15 protein-coding genes are annotated in these 21,476 nt (G+C 43.3%); 6 read left to right on the top strand and 9 right to left on the bottom strand.

Annotated features, from left to right (window positions below):
- Nucleotides 1-143: 143 nt before the first annotated feature.
- Nucleotides 144-6,863: a T9SS type B sorting domain-containing protein gene (locus tag QTN47_RS22870; RefSeq protein ID WP_369331761.1), complete on the top strand. Its 6,720-nt coding sequence runs from the start codon at nt 144-146 to the stop codon at nt 6,861-6,863.
- Between the two features lie 52 nt (nt 6,864-6,915).
- Nucleotides 6,916-7,803 (top strand): PorP/SprF family type IX secretion system membrane protein, encoded by an 888-nt coding sequence (locus QTN47_RS22865; RefSeq protein ID WP_369331760.1) that lies wholly within the window; start codon nt 6,916-6,918, stop codon nt 7,801-7,803.
- A 126-nt stretch (nt 7,804-7,929) separates the two neighbouring features.
- Here QTN47_RS22865 and QTN47_RS22860 read toward each other — a convergent pair whose 3' ends face one another.
- The 4 genes from QTN47_RS22860 to QTN47_RS22845 form a co-directional block, all read right to left on the bottom strand.
- Complete coding sequence (locus QTN47_RS22860) at nt 7,930-8,850, bottom strand: Riean_0653 family protein (RefSeq protein WP_369331759.1); 921 nt, start codon at nt 8,848-8,850, stop codon at nt 7,930-7,932.
- 73 nt (nt 8,851-8,923) lie between these two features.
- Nucleotides 8,924-9,979, bottom strand: coding sequence for an ABC transporter permease (locus tag QTN47_RS22855; RefSeq protein ID WP_369331758.1), 1,056 nt, complete (start codon nt 9,977-9,979; stop codon nt 8,924-8,926).
- A gap of 338 nt (nt 9,980-10,317) precedes the next feature.
- Complete coding sequence (locus tag QTN47_RS22850; RefSeq protein WP_369331757.1) at nt 10,318-11,457, bottom strand: glycosyltransferase; 1,140 nt, start codon at nt 11,455-11,457, stop codon at nt 10,318-10,320.
- 125 nt (nt 11,458-11,582) lie between these two features.
- Nucleotides 11,583-12,386, bottom strand: coding sequence for an alpha/beta hydrolase (locus tag QTN47_RS22845; protein WP_369331756.1), 804 nt, complete (start codon nt 12,384-12,386; stop codon nt 11,583-11,585).
- A gap of 218 nt (nt 12,387-12,604) precedes the next feature.
- On the opposite strand from QTN47_RS22845, the gene QTN47_RS22840 reads away from it, so the two are divergent.
- From QTN47_RS22840 to QTN47_RS22830, 3 genes are all read left to right on the top strand, one after another.
- Nucleotides 12,605-13,051: a MarR family winged helix-turn-helix transcriptional regulator gene (locus tag QTN47_RS22840; RefSeq protein ID WP_369331755.1), complete on the top strand. Its 447-nt coding sequence runs from the start codon at nt 12,605-12,607 to the stop codon at nt 13,049-13,051.
- Nucleotides 13,052-13,154: 103 nt separating this feature from the next.
- Entirely contained in the window at nt 13,155-14,933 is a 1,779-nt protein-coding gene (locus QTN47_RS22835; protein WP_369331754.1) for an acyl-CoA dehydrogenase FadE, read from the top strand.
- A 188-nt stretch (nt 14,934-15,121) separates the two neighbouring features.
- Entirely contained in the window at nt 15,122-15,667 is a 546-nt protein-coding gene (locus tag QTN47_RS22830; RefSeq protein ID WP_369331753.1) for a DUF6992 family protein, read from the top strand.
- Here QTN47_RS22830 and QTN47_RS22825 read toward each other — a convergent pair.
- Entirely contained in the window at nt 15,664-16,632 is a 969-nt protein-coding gene (locus QTN47_RS22825; RefSeq protein WP_369331752.1) for an alpha/beta fold hydrolase, read from the bottom strand. The genes QTN47_RS22830 and QTN47_RS22825 overlap by 4 nt on opposite strands.
- A gap of 232 nt (nt 16,633-16,864) precedes the next feature.
- A complete protein-coding gene (locus tag QTN47_RS22820; RefSeq protein ID WP_369331751.1) occupies nt 16,865-17,884 on the bottom strand; it encodes an alpha/beta hydrolase in 1,020 nt (339 codons plus the stop codon).
- Between the two features lie 217 nt (nt 17,885-18,101).
- Between QTN47_RS22820 and QTN47_RS22815 the strand changes: the two genes are divergently transcribed.
- Nucleotides 18,102-18,854: an SDR family NAD(P)-dependent oxidoreductase gene (locus QTN47_RS22815; protein ID WP_369331750.1), complete on the top strand. Its 753-nt coding sequence runs from the start codon at nt 18,102-18,104 to the stop codon at nt 18,852-18,854.
- A 79-nt stretch (nt 18,855-18,933) separates the two neighbouring features.
- On the opposite strand, the gene QTN47_RS22810 is transcribed toward QTN47_RS22815, so the two are convergent.
- The 3 genes from QTN47_RS22810 to QTN47_RS22800 all read right to left on the bottom strand — a co-directional run bounded on the left by QTN47_RS22810 (nt 18,934) and on the right by QTN47_RS22800 (nt 21,170).
- A complete protein-coding gene (locus QTN47_RS22810) occupies nt 18,934-19,761 on the bottom strand; it encodes an alpha/beta hydrolase (protein WP_369331749.1) in 828 nt (275 codons plus the stop codon).
- Between the two features lie 125 nt (nt 19,762-19,886).
- Complete coding sequence (locus tag QTN47_RS22805; RefSeq protein ID WP_369331748.1) at nt 19,887-20,672, bottom strand: DUF5995 family protein; 786 nt, start codon at nt 20,670-20,672, stop codon at nt 19,887-19,889.
- Between the two features lie 42 nt (nt 20,673-20,714).
- Nucleotides 20,715-21,170, bottom strand: coding sequence for an SRPBCC domain-containing protein (locus tag QTN47_RS22800; RefSeq protein WP_369331747.1), 456 nt, complete (start codon nt 21,168-21,170; stop codon nt 20,715-20,717).
- Nucleotides 21,171-21,476: the final 306 nt, after the last annotated feature.

Genomic DNA, 21,476 nt, shown 5'->3' with positions numbered 1-21,476 from the left:
ACCGATAAGTTTCTGTTATTACATAGCATTAGGTAACCCACCGTGCCCTCTTGTATTGCTAACTTATATGCGTGATTAAGAAACAGGCCTGAAATTCCACTCCTATAAGCCGTTGTTCCTAAACTAAAGTATTGAATTGCTATATGAAGACACTGTTGCCATTGCTATATGTTCTTCTGTTTGTTTTATGTTGTACAGATGAGGTATATGCTCAAAGATTGTGGTATCCTGATAAGGATGGAGATGGGTTGGGAGATAGGTATCATCCGTCCTTGCCATCAGTTGGCCCGCCATCCGGTCCAGTTAAGTATGTACAAAACAACCTGGATTGCAATGATGATTTTTACAATGCGCCAACTTTACAAGCATTACCTCCCGAAGGGTTTACATCAGCTGCAGTATGGTCTACATCAATTGCTACCGATGCCGGTAACATTCCATACATAGCATACAGTGATAAAGTTTCCAGCAAAATATCTGTTCAAAAATATGTGCAGGGTACTGGCTGGACCATAGTTGGCAATAGTGAATTCGCCTTTGCTAATGTTGGCCCCAAACTAAAATTCGCCCCGGACAACACAGCTTATATAGCCTATTACACCGAACCGGAAGGAATTAATGACCGGGAGCTTATCGTGAGAAAATATGATGCGGTGAACGGAAACTGGAATACAATGATCAAGGACCTGCAGCCAATCACTTCCCCGACCGAAATTGTTACTGATCTGGCATTTGACATAGATAATGCAGGCAATTTATATGTCGCATATTTGATTGGCGATGCGGCTTTTGTAAAAAAATGCCCTGCTGGCTCAACTACCTGGAGCCTTGTTGGAATGAGCAGTACTGTTGGATTGACCGCGATCAATTCTTCGTCTATTGATATGGACATTGACGATACAGGCGTGCCATTCATCGCGTTCTACAATGAAAACATCGGCACGAATGAAGTATCGATGATGAAATTCTCCGGCGGAACCTGGCAATTTTTGGGAAGTGTTGGCCCCGCGAACCTGACTCCTGTTAAAATCAAGGTCGATTACGCTGGCACACCTTTTATCGCATTCCAGGACAGATCAACTAGTCAAGCAATAATAGTCTGTAAACTTGTTTCAGGAACCTGGCAAACTATAGGTGCACCAGTCTCTAATGGGCGCATTACATCCTGTGCTTTAGAACTTGATGCAACCGGAATACCCGAACTGGCATGGACAACAAGCAGTCCTAGTGCAAAATGCTACGAAAGCAAATTTGATGGAACAAGCTGGCAGGCAGCTTCCGTTTCAACAGCTGGCGCCAATAGTGTGTCCCTTGCCCTTGATAACAATGGCATGCCCTATATTGGCTATGGCGACCTTAGTGCAGCAAACCTGGGGAAAGCTACGGTGATGACACTAAGTCCGGCGTACATTAATCCCACAAAACCTAACCTGACGCCTTCCGCAGGACCATATTGCGCCGGTAGTAAAATAACCATTACAGCAAGTGGCGATCTGAACGATGCAGCCAACTGGGTTTGGTATTCAGATGCCTCATTCTCTAACCCACTTGGAACTGGCAATAAAATTGATGTTTTCCCTACTGCGGATGCAACGTATTATGCACGGGGTGAAAGTGCTTGTGTAGCACAACCTACATTAGATAACCACATAGACATAACAGTAAGCCCATTACCAGCCAAACCTATCATCAATCCAACAGGCCCCAAAACAATCTGCGAAGGTGATCATATCACACTAACAGCACCACTTTCTGCAAGTTATCTATGGAGCACGGGTGCAACTACGCAAAGCATTGATGTGAGCACCGCCGGAGATTACACAGTTAAAGTAAAAAATGCTACAGGTTGTGAATCACCCGAAAGCGATGCAACGACGATTTTTGTGAATCCTGCACCCGCTAAGCCAACAATTGATCCGGCTGGACCGATTGCGATTTGCGCGGACAAATCAGTTACGCTTACTGCAATCTCAGCTGTTACTTCACCAGTGTTTACGTGGAGCAATACTTCAACAGGCGATAAAATTACGGTTAACACTACAGGTAATTACAGCGTAAAAGTCACCGATGGAAATGGGTGTTCCTCACTATTCAGCGATGCAACAACTGTAACTGTTAATGCCTTACCTGAAGCACCAACAATTGCTACCGGGGGACCAACCACTTTCTGTGTCGGAGATTCTGTTATTCTGACTGCAAGTTCAACTGCAGTTTCGCCCACATATATCTGGAGCGACAAGCCAAGCGCACCATCCAGCGACAAGGACACCATCAAAACGGCCGGCACTTACTCTGTTCTGGTTAAAGACATCAATGGATGTATTTCTCTTGTAAGTAACCTCGTAACTACAACGATCCATAATCTGCCGGACAAACCAACGATTGCGGTAACTGGTGCACTAACCTTTTGTGCAGGCGATTCTGTGGTTCTTGCTGCAAGTTCAACTGCAACTTCACCAACATATATCTGGAGTAACAAACCAACTTCACCTTCAAGTGATAAGGACACAATCAAAACATCGGGCAGCTATTCTGTTCAGGTGAAAGATGCTAATCAATGTATCTCCCCTGCCAGTGATCTTGTGAATGTCACCGTTCACAATCTGCCGGCCCAACCGCTTATCGCTGCGAGTGATGCACTTACTTTCTGTGCAGGCGATTCTGTTATCCTTACTGCAAGTTCAAGTGCTACTTCGCCAACATATATCTGGAGCAACAAGCCTAATGCTCCGTCAAGCAACAAGGACACCATTAAAGTAACAGGCAGTTACTCTGTTCAGGTAAAAGATAATAACCAATGCTTGTCACCAGCAAGCGATGCTGTGTTTATAACTGTTCATAGTCTGCCAGCCAAACCACTCATCGTTGCAGGCAATGCACTTACTTTCTGTGCCGGAGATTCTGTTATCCTTTCTGCAAGCTCAACTGCAACTTCGCCAACATATATATGGAGCGATAAACCGAATTCGCCACCCAGTGACAAAGACACCATTAAAACATCTGGCCACTATTCTGTTAAGGTTAAAGATGCCAATCAATGTATTTCTCCCGCGAGCGATGAGGTTACCGTAACTGTGCACAATCTTCCGGCCAAACCATTGATCTCTGCAACTGATCCATTGACCTTCTGTTCCGGAGATTCTGTGATTCTTACGGCAAGTTCAACTGCAACTTCTCCAACGTATATATGGAACAACAAGCCAAATGCGCCGTCAGGCAACAAGGATACTATTAAGGTAACAGGCAGTTATTCTGTTCAGGTTAAAGACAACAACCAATGCTTGTCACCGGCAAGCGACGCAGTAGTTGTAACTGTACATAATCTTCCGGCCAAACCACTTATCGCTGCGAATAACCCGCTTACATTCTGCGCAGGCGATTCAGTAATTCTTTCTGCAAGCACAACTGCGACTTCTCCAATATATATCTGGAGCAACAAACCAAACGCTTCTTCAAGTAATAAGGACACAATCAAAACATCAGGCAGCTACTCTGTGCAGATTAAAGATGCCAATCAATGCACATCCCCGGCGAGCGATATGGTGATAGTAACTGTCCATAATCTTCCAGCCAAACCACTTATTGCAGCAAGCAACACACTTACATTCTGCACAGGAGATTCAATTATTCTTACTGCAAGTTCAACTGCAACTTCTCCGACATATATCTGGAGCAATAAACCAAATGCGCCGTCCAGCAACAAGGATACAATTAGAACATCAGGCACATACTCTGTGCAGGTTCAAGATGCGAATCAATGTACATCCCCGGCGAGCGATGCAGTGACAGTAACTGTATATAATCTGCCAGCCAAACCACTCATTGCGGCGAGCGATGCGTTAAGTTTCTGCGCAGGAGACTCGGTTATTCTTACTGCAAGTTCAACAGTGACATCTCCAATATTTATCTGGAGCAATAAGCCAACTGCACCATCAAGCAACAACGACACCATTAAAGTATCAGGCAGCTATTCTGTACAGGTCAAAGACGCCAATCAATGTATTTCTCCTGCAAGTGATGCTGTGCAAATAACTGCGCATAATCTGCCAACTAAGCCAACCATCACCGCAAGTGATACAACAACGTTCTGTGCGGGAGGTTCGGTTACGCTAACTGCGAATACATCTATCGCGTCTCCTTCTTATTTATGGAGCGATGGCAGCACCGGCGCAACACTCAGTGTAACAAAGTCCGGTAGTTATACGGTACAGGTAAGAGACGCCAATCAATGCCTGTCCCTGGCAAGTAACGCGCAAACTGTAACCGTAAATCCGTTACCTGCTAAACCTACAATTTCAACCAGTGGCACTACAACCATATGCGCAGGCGATTCAGTTATTTTAACCGCAAACACAACAATTACATCTCCTCAATATTTATGGAGTGATGGTTCTTCAGGGGCAACGATCAAGGTAACAAAGAGCGGCAGTTATACTGTGCAGGTGCAGGATGCAAATCAATGTATATCAGCTGCCAGCAATGCACAGATGGTAACAGTAAACGCGCTGCCGGCAAAACCAACAATTGTCGCAGCCGGGCCAACGTCTTTCTGCAGCGGCAAATCTGTTGTATTGACTGCTAACTCCGGTATTATTGCTCCATCTTATATCTGGAGCAACGGAGATACAAATAATTCTATCACAGTAAATACCTCAGGCAGCTACACGGTACAAGTAATAGACTCCAACAAATGCATCTCATCATCAAGCGATGCGTTACAGGTAAAAGTCAATGCAGTTCCTCCAAAACCAACAATAACCGCTATGGGCGCGACAGCGTTTTGTGCCGGGGATTCAGTAGTACTCAAAGCTTCATCGTTAGCAAACGCTCCGAATTATGTATGGAGCAATGGACAAACAGGCACAATACTTACCGTTACAACGACGGGCAACTATTCCGTACAGGTAAAAGATACAAGCGGATGCCTCTCAGCTCCAAGTGATGAGCAAACAATAACAGTTCATTCATTACCTGCAAAACCAACCATAACACTGCAGGGATCGGATACTTTGTGCGCAGGCGACTCCGTCATCTTAACGGCACATTCATCAGCTATATCTCCGGCTTATGCATGGAGCAACGGCGCTACAGGAGCTACAGTAACAGTGTCTGCTTCCGGCAACTATTCTGTGCAGGTAACTGATGCTAACCATTGCACATCATCGGTTAGCGATACCCAGCGTGTCAGCATTCATCCTTTACCGGCTGCGCCAACCATCACTGCGTCCAGTTCAACAAATGCCTGCTCCGGTGGTTCTGTAACATTAACTGCAAGCGCTGCTGTTTCATCCCCGGTATATCTATGGAACACTGGCGCTACAGGACCTAAACTAACCGTCACACAATCCGGCAACTATACTGTACAGGTGAGTGATGCCAACCATTGCTTATCACTTGCAAGCGCTGTTAAAAATGTAACGATCGGCACACCGCCCGCGAAACCGGAAATTAGCGCAGGTGGGTCAACAACATTCTGCGCTGGAGATTCGGTTGTACTGACAGCGACTTCAAATGCAACGCTTCCTACTTATACATGGAGCAATGGTTCAACCAATCAAACACTTACCGTATTTACAAGCGGAAACTATGCTGTGCAGGTTAAGGATTCAAGTGGATGTACATCAGTTGCAAGCGACTCAATAAAAATTGTTGTTAATCCTTTGCCTGCTATACCGACTATCACGTCCGCCGGACCTCTCTCTTTCTGCCAGGGTGATTCTGTTATACTCAAAGCCACTGCAGCTATTACATACTTCTGGAATAACCAGGCCGGCGCGGATACTTTGATCGTCCGGAACGGCGGCACATATACGTTGACAATCCAGGATGCCAATCATTGTACTTCATTGACAAGCAAACCTGTAACGGTATCTGTAAAACCAGCCCCTTCCAAGCCTGTTGTTTCGGCCAGTGGTCCTTTAACTTTCTGCCAGGGAGATTCTGTTGTTTTACAAGCACCATCGGCAAGCAGCTATAAATGGAGCAATCAGTCAACAGCTTCTTCTATCACGGTAAACATCAACGGAAACTATTCAGTTAAGATTCAGAATGCCGCGGGCTGCTGGTCGCCAGAGAGTGCACCGGTAACAACAAAAGTGAATCCTTATGCTGTGGCTACTGACATCAGTGCAAAAGACACAACTGCATGTCATGGATCTCCTGCAATCCTCACCGCGACAAGCAATGTACAGGGTGCAGTATTTAGCTGGTACAGTGATGCAGCATTACAAAACAAAGTGGGAACGGGCAGTCCGTTCATTACAGCGCCACTTAACAGCAATACTACTTTCTATGGAACGGTACGTGGCAATGACGTTTGCGAAAGCAAGCCTGCCGATGCAATAGCAGTCAAAGTTTCATTACTGGAAAAACCATTGCTGACAGTTACGCCCAAAAATGTATCAATCGGGGTTGGATCAAGCGCGCAACTGACAGCAACAGGTGAAGGCGCAATCGTCTGGACGCCATCCACAAGACTGGATAATGCAACCAGCTTTACGCCAAAAGCGTCACCAACTGCTACTACCACGTATACAGCTACATTAACAAGCCCTGAAGGTTGTCAGGCAACAGACACATCCAGGGTTGAGGTAACCATCGCATATTTCGATTATAATAAATTGATAACACCTAACGGAGATGGCATTAACGACAGGCTGACATTCACCAACATTGCGCAATACCCGGATAATAAACTGGAAGTATTCGACAGGGACGGCAAACTTGTTTATCGCAAGACCAGCTATAACAACGAATGGGATGGAAGAATTAATGGAAATGTTCCGCCGAACAATACCTATTATTTCGTGCTAACAGTAAACGGCAAAGTTGTTAAAAAGGGAGGTGTAACCATTGCTCATTAAGTTTTTGAGCAAGAACCCTGTGCAAGCAATCATCACTATTAAAAGATGCAGTATGAAAAGGAATCAATGTAAGATCGTCTCATTTATTATACTTGTTGTGCTCTGTGTTACTAAGGCAGATGGACAACGCTATTTTAACAATCCCATCGCCCAGTATTTCAGGGATGATTATTTATGGAACCCATCTTTTGCGGGACAAACCACACGGCCCCGGATCTATGCGTTAATGAACAGCTCGTGGACGGGCTTTGAAAATGCACCGCGACTGATCAATTTTTCTGCCGACTTTGCTTTTGGCAACAATTCCGGCGCAGGCCTGCAACTTATTTCAGACAAGAGCGGTGTATTGCAACGCAACCTTGGCGCGATAAGTTACTCGTATAGAGTTAAGTTTTCTGAGACTGAATTTCTGCGGCTCGGTACAAGCCTGGAGCTGTATAAAGAGCGGCTGGACAATAATGTAATAAACGCTTCCGGCGATGTTGATCCCGTTGTGAAAGAATTTAATTCACGCGGCTGGCAATTTGATGGAGATGTTGGTCTTGCTTACCAGAAAAACAATTTTATGGTGGGCGCTTCCGTCTTTAACCTGAGCAGCCAAAACTTTAAAGTAGCCACTTCCGATCTGGCACTCGCGCAAGTTCAAACAAGCTATAAACTTTACTTTGACGAGGATAGCAAAATGAGCATAACGCCGCTGCTTTCTTACAAGCTATACAAACAACATGAGAACATTTTTACAACTGCCGCACAATTTGAATTTGAAAAGGTTTTTCATGCAAGTCTCTACTGGCAAAGCACCGGCAACATGATGGGCGGCCTTGGTGTTGAAATTAAAGACTGGATTGAAGCAAACTTTTTCTATAGTGGGAAAATGAAGTATGGCTATAACCCGCAATATGAGATTGGGTTGAAGGTGGTGATAAACAATGAAGAATAGGAAATGTGCAAATGGGGGAATGTGCAAATATGCGAATGAGGGAATGAATTGAAAACAAGAGAAGTCTTCAAAATTGTGTTTCAATAATATAAAAAGCTGACAGCGCTGAGCTGTCAGCTTTTTATATTATTGATATTTCACACTGAAATAACCTTGCGTTATTTGCCTCGCCTCTGTGCTGTTGTATGATAGGCCGGCAAAACTAAATGTACCGCGAAGTAGTTTTGAGGTTGTATTGTGCTCAAGGATTTCCAACGTACCGGATATCGGGCTGAAAGCTCTTTGATTTGAAATAAATTTTCCTTCTGTGTATAACGCCGTTTGCTCAGATGAAATTTCCAGTGGGTAGGAACCGACTTTAATATTGGCGGCTAGTTGAAACTGAATCGAAACTTCCTGATCAGCCGACAATGCCCGAATTACAAGTCCCTGTTTTTGGATAAAGGCAGATTTAACCGTCGCTGCCGTCCACTTATTTGCACCTATTAATGCAGACACTGTATCGGTGGTTGAAGCATTTTCATTGTTATCTAGCATAGAAATCACGTATGGCAGGTTAAATTCTCCGCTCGTGATCTTTTTGCTTGACCCGTCTTCATCATAGTACACGTTTCCCAAAAACTTACCCGTTATTGTCTGGTTTACAGTATCAATAGAAGAAATGATCAACTGTCCTCCGGCAAGCGCAGTATCCTCCGACGTGTTGCTGAAATAATTAAAATCATCTGCATTATTTTCTTTTTGGTAAGCCAGTACGTTATAGCTGCTTTGGCTAAGATCGTATGTACCAGGCTTTGTGGCAATCAATTGCAGGGCAATCGTTTCTCCATTCGAAGCGACTCCGTGAATTGTAATAACCCCTCCTATAATAGAAACATCTTGCTTGTCAGTAGCTGCTATCCAGGATTTGCCATCAATAGTAGCAGTAAAAGTACCAGCAGGAATATCTGACTCTGATTGGTTAGGGTTCGGAACTTCTACACTAATCTCCTTCTGACAAGAACTCAGCATCAGGGCCAGGGAAATCAAAACATAAAAAAATCTCATATTATTAAATTAGGGAGCACAAAAATAGGGCTATTGGAGTTAAATAAAACTAGTCCTTGTTTTCTCAAACAAATTATACCCTTACACTCAATGCATCTCTTAAACCATTACCCAACAAATTAAAAGCAAGAACCAAAAGCATGATAGCTATACCGGGAGCGAGCGCAAGCATAGGATTATTGGTGATGATGAAGTTGTAATTTTCTTTGATCATGAGGCCCCAGCTGGGTTGTGGCGGTTGTACCCCTACGCCTAAAAAACTTAAGCCTGCTTCAATTACGATGGCTGAAGCAAAATTACCGGCGGCTATTACAAGAACCGGCCCCAGGATATTTGGCAAAATATGGCGGGTAATAATGCGAGCGTTGGAAAATCCCAGTACTCTTGCTGCATCAACATATTCAAGTTCTCTTACAGCCAGTACCTGTCCGCGTACAAGGCGCGCAACATTCACCCACATGGTTAGTCCTACTGCCATAAATACCTGCCAGAATCCTTTTCCCAATACAATGGTAATGGCAAACACAAGCAACAAAGTGGGGATGCTCCAGATAATATTGATGAACCACATAATTACATCATCTACCCAACCTTTAAAATATCCCGCCAGTGCGCCGAGCATTATGCCGATGCTCAGGGAAATAACCACGGCAATAATGCCTACACCAATGCTTACGCGCACACCAATAATCAAGCGGCTGACTATGTCCCGACCGAATTTATCTGTACCAAGATGAAATGTCTTTTTTGTTATCAAAAGATCATCTGTTTGCCCTTTTGCATTGTATGACTGTCGCTCCGTAACGCCATCATCGATATATTTCAAAACGATTATACTATCTCCGGATCTTTCATATTGCGTGATGGGAATGAATTCGTATTTGTCAGAAGCTCCGTTGATTAATTTTTCAAGCCAGCCTGTGCTAACATCTCTCTTTTTGAGTTGAAGAAAATAAATGGAGAAGCCGGGTTTCCTGTTGGCAATTTCAGGGATAATTCTATTTGCGTTGGGTGATCCATCCGGAGCGATGTAATAAGCAAACACAGCCATCAGCAGGGCGCAAATGATTATTGCGAGCCCGGCAACAGCACCTTTGTTTTTAAAAAATTTTCTCCAGAATCGATCCATAATAGCTATCAGCAGTCAGCTATCAGCTGTCAGCTTTGGTTTTATGATTGAGTTGTTGATTAATTGGAAATCTTTTTTGGTAAATAATTGCTTACGCCCCTTCAGGGCTTGGTTGAATGTATATTCTTCTTACGTAGGGCGTTGCCCTACGCTAATGCCGGACGCCCCTTCAGGGCTAATCACTAGGCGCGAAAACAATTTCACAAACATCATGCATTCTATTAACTCCAGGCATCCGTAACTCGTACCTAAAACATGAGGGCTCAAATTCAGCCCACATCGTACACCGTACCCGCCCCAACGTGCCGTCGGTACGGGCAGGCATCTAACATCGTACCTCACTTCACCGTCCTCCCCTTCCACTGGTATTTTCCAAACTTACCGAAAAAGCCGGCTATTACGGTATAGAAAATATGGACCGGCTGCATGAACGGGAACCACCGGAGCAGGGGTTTTAAGCGGAAAAAACTGGCGACAAAAAACATAAAAGTATATTCACTGAATGTTTTAAGAATTACCAGTCCAAGCCAGTAAAGCAATATATAAGGATTCCAGAGTGCCAGCACGGGAAGGAACAGCAACAAGAAATTCAGCGTGTACACAAACAACAACACGAAAATGATGCGCTTGTCATCGTAAGCTTCGGCTTTGCTTGCCCACCGGATACGTTGATTGAAAAAGCTTTTCCAGTCGGGCATCGGATCAGTTAGAACAACTGCTTCGCGTGCAAATAAATAGCCTATACGATCGCTGTAATGCATGTTCATCTTATGCATCAACAGCATATCATCGCCACTGGCAATATTATCAATCCCCTTAAATCCATTTACCTCGTAAAACACATCTTTTCTATAACCCAGATTGGCTCCGTTGCACATGCTGTGAAAACCAGCAGAGACGGATGCGGCAGTTATACCCTGCAGACTGATAAAATCAAGACACTGAAACATGGTTACAAAAGAGCCATCAGTTACAAACATAACCGGTGCCGCTACAAATACCGGATCATTTTGTTGGATGTACGCGTCATACCCTTTTAACCAGCGCGGAGTTACGCGGCAATCCGCATCCGTTGTTACGATCCAGTCTTTGGTTGAGTAAGAAATGGCTATTTCGATCGCCTTCTTTTTGTAAGAATTGAGCGAAGTTCCGTCTAACTCTTCAGCCAGCCTGATCAGCTTAACATTGCTATATTTCTTTGAAATTTCCTCTACAATAACGGGCGTTCTGTCGGTTGAATGATCATCTATTACGATCACTTCAAAAAGATCTGAAGGGTAATGGTTGTTTATAATGGACAAAACGCAATTGCTGATAGAAGTTTCTTCATTTCTTGCAGGTATGATTATGGAAAATGAAGTAGCAGGTTCAATATCCGGTATTACAAACGGTTTCAGCCGCCTGTACCAGATCCTGTAAGTATGAATCAAAGCCGCATAACAACAAAGTAATACAGCTGTAACAATAACAACAATCATTCAGTAATGAGTTTTATAACTGTACCAGACAAGTATCTTTTCCGTTTAAAAACTCCGCCCCAAAAAACGTACAACGTAAAACGCATGACTTATAACGTACAGTAACAGGCGCAAAGAAAACCAATTTATTCATACATCAGCGAAGCTACTTCCTGTATATGTTTTTCCTTGAGAAGCTGATGGCCTGCTTCAATGATGTTTATATGCACCAGATCCTCCAAACCTTGCACTAACGGGAGTGCATTGTTGCTGATAATTATTTTGTCATATTTCCCAAAAAGCATTCGAACTTTTATTTTGTTAGTTGCAACCTGTTTTCGCAACAACGCAGAAGCTACTTTAAACCTGCGCATCAACGTCCATCGCCTGTACAATAACATTCTTTCCTCTTCCTTATCCAGATAATAGTGTGCAATTTTATTTACAGCAGGCTGTAACAAGCCGGCGGTGCTCATCATTTTCATTAAAGTAAACAATGGTGCGGGGTGTTCCATCGAAAATCTGAACAGCCGGTTGCCGATAATTGTTTGTGTGGCCACATTGTACCAGGGATTCCGGTGAAACCCGTCAGGAGCAAGCAATACAAGCCTGTCCACCAGATCCGGTGACAATTGAACCAACTGCATGCAAACCCTTCCTCCCATACTATATCCCATCAGGGAGATACGCTCCTGTTTATTTCCGCAGATCTGTTGAACGATATGCATCAATGTCTCAGGTAAAAGATCGCCGCTTTCCTCCCATTTTGTTTCTCCGTGAAAGGGCATATCTATCGCCACAACCTGGCAATCCGGTAAATGCGGGGCCAACAGACCAAAAGACAATGCATTCTCCCCGTATCCGTGAAAACAAATAAGCTTTCTGTCGCCAGTCCCCCAGGTATAATAGCTTATTAAAGATGATTTATATGGCAGAAAAAAATGCTGCATATCTTCCTGTTCAGATTACTTCTTTGTTAACCCCGATTTTAGTCATTATTAATAAAAAAATATGCACACTTCAATCGTGGCCTTTCTTAATTCGTTAAAAAACATTATGTCAAACCCTATCCGTTAGTATCGATTTGTTAAACATAAAAAATAATGACTAAATGCTTGTTTTATTGGATAAAACTAATCAATTTTGAATTAGTTGCATAACTAACTATATGGCCGATAGTCAATTCAGAAGGGGCGAATTATACAGCGTAATAAACGGGATGGCCAGCACGGCAGTTGCAAGGCGGCTGCAAAAGAATTTCAGAAAGGCCGGCCTTGAAATAACCGTTGAGCAATGGAGTGTATTGTATCATTTGTGGAAGGAAGATTGCCTTAATCAGCAAGAGCTGTGTAACCGTACATTCAGGGATAAACCGAGCATTACAAGACTAATTGACAACCTGGAAAAACAGCACCTCGTAAAACGTATAACATCGAAAGAAGACAGGCGCATTAACCAGGTTTGCCTGACCGATGCGGCAAAGGAGTTACAGGAACTTACTGTTGAGATAGCGAATCAGACAATGGATGAAGCACTGATTGGTGTAAACAAAACAGATATTGAAATTGTAAAGAAAGTGCTGCAACAGGTTTATGATAATCTGAAGCAACTGTAAACTGTTACACTCATTCATTTCTGGCTATGCATTTAAATATTTGAGGTACGCATTTATTACCATAACGATGCTGTATTGACGATACAGTAAAAAAACTCACGCCATGGAAACCACATTAAAGCAAACCACAGCCACTAAAGGTGGAGAATGGCTGATTAAGCCTACCGAAGCTGCAGATACATTTATTCCCGAAGATTTTGATGAAGAGCAGAAGATGATCATGGATATGTGCCATCAGTTCCTGGAAGCTGAGGTAAAACCGGTAGTTGACAGAATTGACAAACTGGAGCCGGGGTTAATGCCTTCCCTGTTGGAAAAAGCAGGTGAACAAGGCTTGCTGGCTACATCACTACCAGAAGAATACGGCGGATTGGGCAAGGATTTTATTACAGCTACAATTATTAATGAAGGTCTTGGCGGTGGCAACTCGTTTTCTGTAGCAATGGCTGCACACACAGGCATTGGAACACTTCCCATATTGTATTTTGGTACGGAAGAGCAGAAACAGAAATATATTCCCAAACTGGCCAGTGGCGAATGGAAGGGCGCATATGGATTAACTGAACCCAACAGCGGAAGTGATGCATTGGGTGCTAAAACAACGGCGACGCTGAGCGCGGACGGAAAATATTATTTGCTGAACGGGCAGAAATGCTGGATCACCAACGGCGGATTTGCAGACGTTTATACTGTTTTCGCAAAAATTGATGGCGACAAGTTCACTGCTTTTATTGTTGAACGTGGTTTTGAAGGATTTACACAAGGAGCAGAGGAACATAAAATGGGTATCAAAGGTTCTTCAACAGTACAATTGTATTTCCAGGATTGTAAAGTGCCTGCTGAAAACCTGCTTGGCGAAATTGGCAAGGGACACCTGATCGCTTTTAACATTCTCAATATTGGCCGTCTTAAACTGGATGCTGCTGCAATAGGCGGCTCCAAGGCAGCTTTCAATACCAGCCTTGAATATGCGATAACAAGAGAGCAGTTTAAAACTTCCATCGCAAATTTTGGCGCCATCAAACATAAACTGGCTGAAATGGCCATCCGGATTTGGGTTGCAGAAAGCGGGCTATACCGGGCCACAAAGCTGATCAATGACAAAGAAAAAGAATTGAAAGAAGAAGGCATTCCTCACAACAAGTCAATGACCGGAGCTGCTGAAGAATATGCAATAGAGTGCGCCATGCTGAAAGTATTTGGCAGTGAGACACTTGATTTTGTGGTGGATGAAGGCGTTCAAATACACGGAGGCAATGGCTTTAGTGATGAGTATGTTATTTCAAGAGCTTATCGCGACAGCCGCATTAACCGCATTTATGAAGGCACAAATGAGATCAACCGCCTGCTGACGGTTGACATGGTTTTGAAGCGCGCATTAAAAGGAAAACTCGATCTTATGGGGCCTGCAATGGCTGTGCAAAAAGAGTTGATGAGTATTCCTGATTTTAGCAACGATGATGAAAGTGCTTTTGCCCGTGAAAAAAAACACGTGGCTAATTTTAAAAAAGCTATCTTGATGGTTGCGGGAGCTGCTGTACAAAAGCTGATGATGAACCTTGATAAGGAACAGGAGTTGTTGATGAACATTGCAGATATGGCCATCAATACTTATCACGCTGAATGTGCATTGCTGCGTGCCATAAAACTTGGCAACGAGCAGTCTTTACAGGCAGATATGATGCGCACATACCTGTATGATGCCGCTGACATAATTAACAAATGTGGTAAGGATGCATTGAATAGCTTTGCTGAAGGCGATGAGCTAAGAATGATGCACATTGGCTTAAAACGTTTTACGAAAGTAGATCCGTTCAACACCAAAACCGCAAGAAGAAATATTGCGGATAAACTGATTGAACAAAGAAAATATTGTTTTTAAGATTTTTTGGTTGGTTGTTAAGTGGTAGTCCCGTTTGGTTTTCCGGCGGGACTTTTTATTTATATACAGGCCAATGTCATTTAGTTAAGCATACCCACTGGTCTTGCTCCGTAAGAGCATCCAGTTTAGATATACAGGTGATGGTGTGAAGTGCCGCAAACTTTTATCCTTGTTATAAAAAACGTACTTTGTATTATTCTTTTATCAATATGCCCGGAACAATGATATCAAGAACAGACATTGAAAAATATTTTCTTGCAGAAAAACAGGCAGGTCTGATCTTTCTTATACTTGGCACTGCCGCCATTATTATTGCGCTGATTGCCGTCTTCACCATAAAAACAAATGTGTGGAAAGGTGCAGCTATTCCACTGATTCTTCTCGGTGTTATACAAGCTGCGGTAGGTTATGCTGTCTATAACAAAAGTGACGAACAAAGAGTGTCTAATGTTTATGCTGTGGATATGAATCCCGACAAACTAATCAAACAGGAAATTCCACGTATGCAAAAAGTAACAAAGAATTTCATCATTTACAAATGGGCCGAAGTCGCATTAATTGTTGCCGGCATAATATTGTTTGTTACATACAGGAGCCGGCCGGAAAAAGCATTGCTTTACGGACTTGGACTCGCGTTGATCATTCAGGGAGTTATTCTGCTTACTGCAGACTTCATCGCATCAAAGAGAGCAGATACTTATTTACAACAATTACAAACCTTACAGAAACCCTAGTGGGTAACGGAGAGCGCACTTTTTGTAGCTGCGTTATCCAGGTTTGATGCATTCCCTTTCATATTCAATTGTCCGGCAATATTCTTATTGGCGAGATCGATCATTTGAACAATAGCATTTCTTATTTTATCTTTTTCCACGAAAGCCAGCAAATGGCCCCGGTTCTTTATCATTTCAATATTGAGGTAAGGAACGTTGGTAAAATGTTTTCGTGCAAAATCGGCATTAGTAGTGTATACCAGTCCGTCATCGGCTCCCTGCATATAGATCACCGGGATCTTAATGTTCTTCCATAAGGGCAACATCTTGGTCAGTTCTTCCCTGTGATGCAGTTTTTCGGTATTGGCAGATTGCAGCATACGGGGAACGATCCAGTTAAGCACGGGAGATTCAACCAACGGGCTAAACCAGAATACTTTTTCTTCGCCGGGCGCCAACGGCGGAGCAATGATCACCAGGCCATCCGCCAGTTCCGGGTGATCCATTACAAGCCGGCACGCAATTGAACTGCCATAAGAAGCACCGACAATGATCAAGGGATGGTGCACTTTATTCAGACTATCCAACACCGGCACTATACATTGCACCTGTGTTTCTATGGAGGGCTCCGGTTTGCCAAGGCCGGAATAGCCGTAGCCCGGTCTGTCAACTGCATACATCGAAGCCCTGCTCAGTAACGTGCTGTCCGACATGTAATCGCGATAATAACTTAACGAGCTTGGTGCCCCATGAATGAAAAAAACCGTGGCAGAAGTGTCTTTCCCAATAGAAGCATAACGGATCTCGCGGTTGTGGGAGCTGTAATAACTGATGTGGGGCGTAAGGCCTTTCTGATAAAAATAGGTGGCATATTGTCCATCATCCATTCTGAACTGTATAAACCGGTCCAGAACCAGCAACGAAATAATCAGAATCAGCAATAAAACAATTAGTAGCCGGAGCAAAAATCTGCCAACCTTCTTCATATAATAAACTTACTGTATAGTGATAACAATTGCATTATAAACAAGGTTGATTTTCTGTTAAGAAAGACTTTAATGGCCTAAATATTCAAGATCGAACTAACCTCGTTATTTTCCTGACACAAAGAGCGTTATCAAGTACGAAGTACGAATTACGAAGTACCCGGTTCGACCTTGCTCAATTTTTCGGGCCAACTTAAGACTACATCATCGAATCATCAGCTCTGAGAAAAACTCAAAGCCTGGACTTGTTTTCAGCGGCGAAGATTACACGTTTAATCGCGTCAATAACGAGTTCAGGTTCTGTAACGTGTATTTCGTGGCCACTTTTCCCGGTCGTGATGAACTTACTGTTGGTTGAGGAAGCGAGGAAACGTTGTTGATTACGGATCTTGTCATTCATCATACTGTCACGCATATCCCAGCCCTGTGGGTAATTATTTTTAATGCTGCACAAAACTATCAGCGGTTTATCGACCATTTTGTAATGCAGGCTGTCATCATAAATGGCTTTAAACTCCTCCGGCCAATAGTCGCTTCCATCGGCGGTGGCGGATTTTGGAAGGGACAATGCCCATGCCCGGACTTTTTGCAGACTATCCCATCCGGGTTTGAACTGAAGCGACTGCCTGTTCTTTTCAAATTCCTGCATTTTTTGAGCGGCGGTAATGATCGAGAACGAGTCGATGGCCTGTTTCACTGGCGGAATTTCTCTTCCCGGCGAAGCAGTTTCCCTCATACGCTGAATCTTCCCCTTTATACCAAACAACCCGTTTTCTGAAGTTGCATCAACCAGTACCATCCCTGAAATTTCCGAGAAATATTCGCTTGCAAACTTGCGGGCGATCAATCCGCCGATTGATTGTCCAACCAAAATAAAAGGCGGTTTTACATTGGATGATTGCAGCAGCTTGTGCAGTTCGTAAGCTTCCTGCGCAATGGTACGGGGTAGTGGACCAACATCACTCCATGCAAGACCAGCGCGATCATACGAACAAACTTTAGCATCCGGTGACAGCCGTTGCTGTAGCAAAGTCCAGTCAAACGAAAATCCCATAGCGCCGGAAATAAACACAACAGTTGACTTTCCACTGCCGGTGCAATACAGGTGCAACTTGTATCCTCCTATATCAACCATTTTTCCCGGAGCTACAAATTGAATTGAATCCGATGTCCCCTTCGCTTCTGCGGTGCCAGCTGATAAAAGAATTAATGCAGACAGTACCTTGCCTGAGATGCCTTTAAAAAACAACATTCTACGTAATTTTTCGTACATCGAATATATAAAAATATTCGATGCTGAATAAATTCATTTTCTGGTGATATTTTTATACAGCAAGTGTTTGAAAGCCTTGCCGGCAGCCCAAATACATGGTTAGTGATCCTGTAAACCTGACATTAAAATCCCTGCCATAACAATTTTTGTGTTCAACTGTTTATAGAATTTTAAACTTCATTTTATACCAACTATTATGAGTAATCTCGAAAACAAGGTCGCCGTTGTTACAGGCGGCACCAGCGGTATTGGCTTCGCTTCGGCACAGACATTGATCAACGAAGGAGCCAAAGTAATAATTACCGGCCGCCGGAAAAACGACGTAGATAGTGCAGCGGAAAAGCTGTCTGCCACAGGCATTGTAGCAGATCAATCCTCATTAAAAAGCATTGAACAATTTGCAGCAGAAGTTCAGGAGAAATTTGGAGCAATAGATATTCTTTTTCTCAATGCAGGGCTTACAACTTTTAGTTCTATTGAAACTGCTTCAGAAGAACATTACGATAGTATGATGAATACTAATGTAAAAGGTACATTCTTTACTGTTCAAAAATTCCTGCCAATTATCAAGGATGGCGGCTCCATAATATTCATGGCATCGGTGAATGCTTCGCTGGGAGCACCAGGTAGTGCTGTCTATTCCGCCTCCAAAGCAGCAATAATATCACTCAACCGTGTATTGGCGAAAGAGCTTTCGCCCCGCAGGATACGGGTAAATGCAATTTCCCCCGGTCCGATAGAGACGCCGCTTTATAGCAAGCTGGGTCTAAACGAAGAGCAACTAAAAGGATTTGGCAATGTGCTGTCGGGCAGAAGCCTTCTCGGCAGGTTTGGGCAAGCATATGAAATAGCCAATGTAGTTAAGTTCCTGGCTTCGGAGGATGCTTCTTTTATAAACGGAACAGAAATTACAATTGATGGCGGCCTAACAGTAGACCCCCTGGGCTAAAATGCCGGCAGCATAAAAGAGCACCAGGCGTTTCACGAGATCCCGAAAAAAGTTTCCGAGCTGATGAAGTATAAGCACTTTATTTCTTGCTGGCAATTTCTTTGCTCACCGCAGCCACTTCTTTCAATAGTAATGGAAAAGCAGGTTCAGCCATACCACCATGATCAAAACCACCCAGTTCATAAAGGGTGGTACGTTTGTTACCAGCTAGTTTCATCATTCGGTTTAAGTAGGCATTTTCTTCATAACGGCCAAGCAGCTCCATTTCACGGTCGCCTGTAATTAACAGCATTGGGGGAGCATCTGCGCGTACATGGTAAAGCGGCGCGTATTCATCAATAGTCGGCTGCGTGTTTTTTATTCCCTGCTCATCCCGCACGGTAAAATGCGTAATGGCTTGCCCGCTAAAAGGAACAACGGCGGCAATACGGTTTGCATCGATATCATATTTTGCCAAATACTTTTTATCGAGCGTTATCATCATTCCCAAATACCCTCCGGCAGAATGACCGGAGACAAATATCAGATCGGCAGATCCGCCATAACCGGCTATGTGTTGAAACGCCCAGGCAACGGCCGCTGCCGCATCCTCTATATAAGCCGGCGCTTTAACTTTTGGAGATAAACGGTACCCAACACCAATTACAGCATACCCTTTGTCCATAAGCGCCCTGGGAATCTCTTTACTACCACCTGTAATACCTCCGCCATGGAACCACAGAATTGTTGCAAAATCTTTCTTTCCTTTTGGATAATAGATATCCATAACGCACTGGCTATTTATGTAGGCGTCTTTCTTGTTGATCGAGTCAGCATAATAGTGCACATTTTTTTCCGTTACATATTCCTGTTGTGCGAGTAGTTGAACTGTACTGAAAAACAAAAAAATGATAAAGAAATATTTCATGATGATGGTTGTTTTAAGAGCGCGTAAGTGTCCTACACTTTAAAAGTGTAGTACACTTATGCGCTTTTGATCAAAGCAGTTGTCCTACACTTTCGAAGTGTAGGACAACTGCTTTGATCAGATAACTAATCCTTATTAATGGTAATGTAGGTCTTTTTGTATTCCTGCAAAGCCCTTATGTTATCTGTAACATTCTTCTTTTCAAAAAGCCTGATCACCCAAACTGTTAGTCGCATAAAAAAGCTGGGCATATGAATCAATCCACCTGCAAGCGTTGCAATTGTTTTGTCTCTTTTTGCCATGCACGCATCGCGGTCTGCGCCTTGTTTTGCATGCAGATCTTCAGCAAACACCCATGCTCCATCTCTTGCATTGGCAATGCTGAACTGTATTAGTATGGAAGATGAATTACCCGAATGCATTCCAAGCAATGAAAGCAAAGGCGAAACCCTGCTCAATCCGTTTAAAACGGGATAGGTTAACGCTGCAAGCAAATCATTAATGCTGTCAAAATCCTTTCTTACAGCATCCATCGGCCCGGCTCCGGCTATCTCAGCCGCGGCAATGCCAAGGTCGAAATTGATGTGCGCATTCATGCCCAGCAACAAATGCTGCAGTACCAGGTAAGACGATTTTTCCGCTGCTTCAAACGCAATTTTCCACGAGCCGGTCAATGGTTGTTTGTTTTTCCACGCCTCCATGGCGTCAAGATATCGTGATGCAAACACTACATCAAATTGTTTCATCATCCCGTTATTTACAAATTGCTGTTTGTCTGCGCCTTCTTTTACCTGTACAGTCACCATATGGTAAAGTGCGGCAAAATATCCTAACGGACTGCTGGTTTCAATAGATTCATCAATAATTTTCTCGAGAGCAGTGATCACATCCTCAATTGTAGCTATAGCCATGCTTATAGGTATTGTTTTTTCCAGTATGCTATTGAGTAAAAATTAATGTCTCATAAAATCAAACGCGCCCTTTCTAAGGTTGATGCCATATTCCAGGTAAGCTTTCAGGCAAGCCAGAAAGTTTGCCCAGCCTTCAGTGTTACCCTTCAACCATTTAATGCCGGCTTCATCATTTATCATGTCTTTTTCTGTAGCAGTCACCAACGTCGAATTATGTTCTTTGGGTTGAAGTGATATTTCCACGAGGGTTTGTCTCCCGTCAATATCCCAGTAAAAGGAAACGGCTTTATCCCGCTCAACTTTATTCACCTTTATTGGGAAAACCATATCAAATTCAGGAAACTGCCAGGAGATTTCTTTCTCCGTAGCCATCCGGTCGCTGCCTTTTGCAATAAAATAGTTGCTCATTTTTGCAGGGTCGACAATTGCTTCGAAGACTTCCGAAACAGGTTTTTGTATTTGTATGGCGGTTTTTATTTCAAGCAGTTGCGAGCTCATATTCAATTTTTTATGTTGAAGTTAACTGTTATCCGGCCGTCCAGCAATAGCAACTTATTATTCTTGCACAATCTTTTCGAAGCGCCGTTTAATAATCCATATTGATAATTGTTTCAGGCTTACATAAATTTACTTTGGAAATGTTACCTGCACCGGAAGATACACACAACAATCCAGAGCCTTTTCACTAGCATAACTCATACTATCCCATTCCTATTTGCACCCGGTTATTACTTTTTTCAGGCATTGCCATACAAAATGACGTATGTGCAATACAATTCACTTGCTATCCAACATCCGCAATTG

Source organism: Danxiaibacter flavus, from assembly GCF_041060425.1.
GTDB lineage: Bacteria > Bacteroidota > Bacteroidia > Chitinophagales > Chitinophagaceae > Danxiaibacter > Danxiaibacter flavus.
This window is presented reverse-complemented; position numbering and strand designations above follow the sequence as displayed.

What these genes read in the sequence shown, in the direction of transcription:
- QTN47_RS22865 (WP_369331760.1), top strand. Translation starts at nt 6,916, where the DNA reads ATGAAAAGGAATCAATGTAAGATCGTCTCATTTATTATACTTGTTGTG.
- QTN47_RS22820 (WP_369331751.1), bottom strand. Translation starts at nt 17,884, where the DNA reads ATGTTGTTTTTTAAAGGCATCTCAGGCAAGGTACTGTCTGCATTAATT.
- QTN47_RS22810 (WP_369331749.1), bottom strand. Translation starts at nt 19,761, where the DNA reads ATGAAATATTTCTTTATCATTTTTTTGTTTTTCAGTACAGTTCAACTA.
- QTN47_RS22800 (WP_369331747.1), bottom strand. Translation starts at nt 21,170, where the DNA reads ATGAGCTCGCAACTGCTTGAAATAAAAACCGCCATACAAATACAAAAA.
- QTN47_RS22805 (WP_369331748.1), bottom strand. Translation starts at nt 20,672, where the DNA reads ATGGCTATAGCTACAATTGAGGATGTGATCACTGCTCTCGAGAAAATT.
- QTN47_RS22870 (WP_369331761.1), top strand. Translation starts at nt 144, where the DNA reads ATGAAGACACTGTTGCCATTGCTATATGTTCTTCTGTTTGTTTTATGT.
- QTN47_RS22855 (WP_369331758.1), bottom strand. Translation starts at nt 9,979, where the DNA reads ATGGATCGATTCTGGAGAAAATTTTTTAAAAACAAAGGTGCTGTTGCC.
- QTN47_RS22825 (WP_369331752.1), bottom strand. Translation starts at nt 16,632, where the DNA reads ATGAAGAAGGTTGGCAGATTTTTGCTCCGGCTACTAATTGTTTTATTG.
- QTN47_RS22850 (WP_369331757.1), bottom strand. Translation starts at nt 11,457, where the DNA reads ATGATTGTTGTTATTGTTACAGCTGTATTACTTTGTTGTTATGCGGCT.
- QTN47_RS22860 (WP_369331759.1), bottom strand. Translation starts at nt 8,850, where the DNA reads ATGAGATTTTTTTATGTTTTGATTTCCCTGGCCCTGATGCTGAGTTCT.
- QTN47_RS22840 (WP_369331755.1), top strand. Translation starts at nt 12,605, where the DNA reads ATGGCCGATAGTCAATTCAGAAGGGGCGAATTATACAGCGTAATAAAC.
- QTN47_RS22845 (WP_369331756.1), bottom strand. Translation starts at nt 12,386, where the DNA reads ATGCAGCATTTTTTTCTGCCATATAAATCATCTTTAATAAGCTATTAT.
- QTN47_RS22815 (WP_369331750.1), top strand. Translation starts at nt 18,102, where the DNA reads ATGAGTAATCTCGAAAACAAGGTCGCCGTTGTTACAGGCGGCACCAGC.
- QTN47_RS22835 (WP_369331754.1), top strand. Translation starts at nt 13,155, where the DNA reads ATGGAAACCACATTAAAGCAAACCACAGCCACTAAAGGTGGAGAATGG.